Origin of the sequence: Candidatus Darwinibacter acetoxidans (assembly GCF_041936445.1) — a bacterium.
In the GTDB taxonomy this organism is placed as follows: Bacteria; Bacillota; Limnochordia; order Darwinibacteriales; family Darwinibacteriaceae; genus DTU010.
Genome location: NZ_JBHGXH010000232.1, coordinates 1 through 1,396, shown reverse-complemented (window position 1 = coordinate 1,396; position 1,396 = coordinate 1). Strand labels below are relative to the sequence as shown.

The 1,396-nt window shown below is 51.1% G+C and carries 3 protein-coding genes; all 3 read left to right on the top strand.

From position 1 onward, the window contains the following. The coding region (locus tag ACE4YL_RS08680) for an OmpA/MotB family protein (protein ID WP_461369533.1) at nt 1-412 on the top strand (412 nt) is incomplete at its 5' end. Nucleotides 413-432: 20 nt separating this feature from the next. Continuing rightward, nucleotides 433-918: a flagellar basal body-associated FliL family protein gene (locus ACE4YL_RS08675; RefSeq protein WP_461369532.1), complete on the top strand. Its 486-nt coding sequence runs from the start codon at nt 433-435 to the stop codon at nt 916-918. 14 nt (nt 919-932) lie between these two features. After that, entirely contained in the window at nt 933-1,301 is a 369-nt protein-coding gene (locus tag ACE4YL_RS08670) for a FliM/FliN family flagellar motor switch protein (protein ID WP_461369531.1), read from the top strand. The last annotated feature ends 95 nt before the right edge of the window (nt 1,302-1,396 follow it).

Sequence of the window (1,396 nt, the reverse complement as noted above, 5' to 3'; positions counted from 1 at the left end):
AATTAAGGCCGGCCTGGAGGGGACGGTCGAGGTAAAGATCGAGGAGCGCGGGGTTGTCATGGAGCTGCCCAATCAGATCTTTTTTGAGCAGGCCAGCGCAGAGCTGAAGCCCGAGGCCCGGGAGTTTCTCGATGCCTTAGCCCTTTTTTTCAGAGAGATTGATAACCGGGTGATCATTGAGGGGCATACCTGTACCTTGCCTATTAATACCGAGCGCTACCCCAGCAATTGGGAGCTGTCAGTAGCGAGATCGGTCCGGGTAACCCGTTACCTGGTGGAGGAGAAAGGATTAGACCCGGGCCGCTTCATCGCTACCGGCTACGGCGAGTACCAACCGCTGGCGAGCAACGATACTCCCGAGGGGAGAGCCAAAAACCGCCGGGTTACCATTGTGCTCTCTTTATCAAAATAAAAGGTAAGGCAGATGATCTCATGGATACCAGGGCAAACAAGGAGCCCTCTCCAGAGAATGCTCCCGTAGAAAAGAAGAAAAACAGGGTTAAGCTGCTGCTCGTGGTGCTTATTGTTGCCGGCGTGCTGGCCACTGCCGGTTGGTTTCAGCATGGCAGCGAGCTGCTGAGCTGGTTTAAAGACAGGGCCGGCTCAGAAGAAGAGCTTTGCCATTTCATCCCCATAAAAGAGTTCCAGGTAAACCTGGCCGACCAGGGAGGTCGGCGCTATCTACGCCTGAAGCTCTATTTTGGCAGCCACGATAAAGCTTTAATTAAAGAGGTTAATCGCCGGGAACCTGAGATCCGCTCCGTGATCATCTCGATCTTACGCTGTACCACCGTGGCTGATCTAGAAGGGCAGGAGGGGATGGAGCAGTTGAAAACCGAGATATTAGAACAGGTGAACAGCCTGCTCTCTAACGGGAAGTTAGAAGAAGTTTATTTTGATAATTTTTTAATTCAATAAAGTGAGGATGCAGCATGCACTGGAAAGAAGGAAAAGATCTTGAGCAGCCGGTCCCGGAAACCAGGCAAGGGGGGGAGGTTAAAGTTCAGAAAGTAGAATTCCATCCCTTGCCCCTGGATTCTACCGCTCCGCCAAGACAAGAGCGGGCCCCGGCATTTGACAAGGTCAGCTTAAAATTAACTGCTGAATTAGGAAAAACCAGGATCAAGATCCGGGATTTTATTAACCTGGAGGAAGGGTCCCTGTTAGAACTTAATCGACCGGCAGATGAAGATGTTCTTTTGCTGGCCAACGAGGCCCCTTTTGCCCGGGGCGAGATCGTGGTGATTAATGAGCGTTTCGGGGTGCGGATCATCTCCTTTATGCACGAGCGGCAGGGATAACAGCAGTAGGAGAGAGGATGGCCATGGAAGAATACTTATTGATCTTGAAGTTTACCGGTTTTCTAATCTTAGTAGCGCTGCTAGCTTATTTCATG